1 protein-coding gene and 1 pseudogene are annotated in these 2,053 nt (G+C 73.8%); both read left to right on the top strand.

Going from position 1 to position 2,053, the window contains the following annotated elements:
• Nucleotides 1–38 precede the first annotated feature (38 nt).
• Nucleotides 39–1,769, top strand: coding sequence for a peptidoglycan D,D-transpeptidase FtsI family protein (locus NCC78_RS31270; protein WP_372495243.1), 1,731 nt, complete (start codon nt 39–41; stop codon nt 1,767–1,769).
• Between the two features lie 52 nt (nt 1,770–1,821).
• Nucleotides 1,822–2,053 (top strand): annotated as a pseudogene (locus tag NCC78_RS31265) (UDP-N-acetylmuramoyl-L-alanyl-D-glutamate--2,6-diaminopimelate ligase); the annotation flags it as partial.

Below are 2,053 nucleotides of genomic sequence, written 5' to 3'. Positions count from 1 at the left end.
CCCGCCGAGCGTCGCGCAAGCCGCCGAAGCCGCCGCGGCTGGCCGATCCCCGCCGCCGGCTGCGGCTGGGCACCGTGCTCACCCTGGCGCTCTTCGCCACCATCGGCATCCGGCTGGTCTTCCTCCAGGCGGTGGAGACCCCGGCGTACGCCGGCGGTGGAGTCGCCGACCGGATCCGCACGGTCACCCTGCCGGCGCCCCGCGGCGCGATCTACGACCGGTCCGGCGCCCCGCTGGCGCACAGCGTCGAGGCGCGGTACGTCTACGCCGACCCGACGCAGGTCAAGGATCCGCAGGAGACCGCCAGGAAGCTCTCCCCGCTGCTCGGCGTCCCGGCCTCGGAACTGACCGAGCGGATGCAGCCGCGCAAGCGGGAGAACGGCGTCGACTCCCAGTTCGAGTACCTCGCCCGGGGGGTCCAGATCGACAAGGCCCGGCAGATCACGGCGCTGGAGCTGCCCGGCATCGGCACCCACCGCGACGAGCGGCGCGAGGTCCCCGGGGGCGACCTGGCCGCGAACCTGCTCGGCTTCACCAGCCAGGACATGGTCGGGCTGGAAGGGCTCGAGGCGCGTCACGACGAGCTGCTCAGCGGCGAACCGGGCCAGCGCATCTACGAGGTCGGCCTGGGTGACCTGGCCGCACCGATTCCCGGCGGCTACAGCCGGACCACGAAGGCCAAACCGGGCAGCTCCCTGCAGCTCACCATCGACCGCGACCTGCAGTACATGGTGCAGCGGATGCTCAGCACCCGGATGGCCCAGGTCAAGGGCAGCGTCGGCGCGGCCGTGGTGATCGAGGTCGCCACCGGCGAGGTGCTGGCGCAGGCCAGCCACCCCACCTACAACGCGACCAAGCCGGAGGAGAGCGAGCCGACCGACCGGGAGGACGCGGCCACCAGTTTCGTCGTCGACCCCGGCTCGGTGCACAAGGCGATCACCTTCGGCGCGGCACTGCAGGAGAAGGTGGTCACGCCGGACACCACGCTGCCGATCGCGAACGCGATCCGCATGGGCGACACGTGGTTCGCCGACACCCACCCGGCCGACGGCAAGCGGATGAGCCTGGCCGGGATGATGGCGTACTCCTCCAACGTCGGCACGATCGAGATCGCCACCAAGCTCGGCCGGGACCGGCTGATCGACTACCAGAAGCGGTTCGGCCTCGGCGCGCCGACCGGGGTCGGCATGCCCGGGGAGGCCAGCGGCCGGCTGCTGCCCGCCGAGGAGTGGAGCGGGTCGTCGCACGGGTCGGTGCCGATCGGGCACAGCGTCGACGCCACGCCGCTGCAGATGGCCGCCGCGTACGCCACGATCGCCAACGGCGGCACCTACGTCCAGCCGCACCTGGTCAAGGAGGTGATCGGGCCGGACGGGAAGCGGACGCGGGCCGAGCCCCCGGTCACCCGGTCGGTGCTCAGCCCGGAGAACGCCGCCGCCCTGCGCACCATCCTGGAGGCGGTGACCACCGTCGAGGGCGCCACCGGCACGGCGGCGGCGGTCCCCGGCTACCGGGTCGCCGGCAAGACCGGCACCGGCTGGCGGCTGGTCGACGGGCGCAAGCAGCCCGGCGAGGTGGCCTCGTTCATCGGGATGGCCCCGGCCGAGAAGCCCCGGTACGTGATCGCGGTCTTCGCGCACACCCCGGGGGGCGGGGGCGGCGACATCGCCGCTCCGGCGTTCCGCGACATGATGGGGTTCGCGCTGCGCCACTACCGCGTGCCGACCTCCGCCGGCGAGGCGCCGAAGTTCGTGGTCCATCCGCGTTGAGCAGCCACGGCGGGACATCATCGGTGGGTGCCGACGAACCACCGGGGCGGCTGTGCGGCCGGAGCCGGACGACCGGGTAGGGTCTGACGCCGTGCCCGGCAATCCTCGTCCCCGTACCGTGATCGCTGTCCGGCTCGGCGACCTCGCCGCCCGGCTCGGCGTCGAGCCCCCCGAGGGCGCCGCCGAGCTGATGGTGACCGGGGTGACCCACGCGAGCCAGGAGGTCCGCCCCGGCGACCTGTACGCCGCCCTGCCCGGCGCCCGCCGGCACGGCGCGGAGTTCG

Source organism: Micromonospora phytophila (assembly GCF_023656545.1).
Lineage (GTDB): Bacteria > Actinomycetota > Actinomycetes > Mycobacteriales > Micromonosporaceae > Micromonospora > Micromonospora phytophila.
Note: the sequence above shows the minus strand (reverse complement) of the source record. Positions and strands in the feature narration are given on the sequence as shown.